The 273-nt window shown below is 52.4% G+C and carries 1 protein-coding gene; it reads left to right on the top strand.

All coding sequences use genetic code 11. From position 1 onward, the window contains the following. A partial coding sequence (locus tag ACSNOG_RS33350) for a glycoside hydrolase family 2 protein (RefSeq protein WP_436756411.1) occupies positions 1–273 on the top strand: 273 nt, incomplete at both ends.

Genomic DNA, 273 nt, shown 5'->3' with positions numbered 1-273 from the left:
AGCTCCTGGCAGATCATGATCCTGCAGCAGTCGTACTGCGTGCGGAGCTGGTGCAAAATGGAACCCTTCTCGACCGTAAAGACCATTTCTTTCGTGAAGATAAGGAGCTAAAGCTTGAGGATCCAGTCCTGTCCATTACGGAGTTATCCGGTAGCAGCGGAACCATGTTTATCGTGGAGTGCCGAAAGCTTGCCAGGTGGGTATGGCTGTCGACGGAGCAGGAGGGGGTCTTTAGCGACAACTTCTTTGAGTTGATTCCGGGCATTTCCCAGA

It is taken from the genome of Streptomyces sp. URMC 124, from assembly GCF_051386455.1.
Taxonomy (GTDB): domain Bacteria; phylum Actinomycetota; class Actinomycetes; order Streptomycetales; family Streptomycetaceae; genus Streptomyces.
This window is presented reverse-complemented; position numbering and strand designations above follow the sequence as displayed.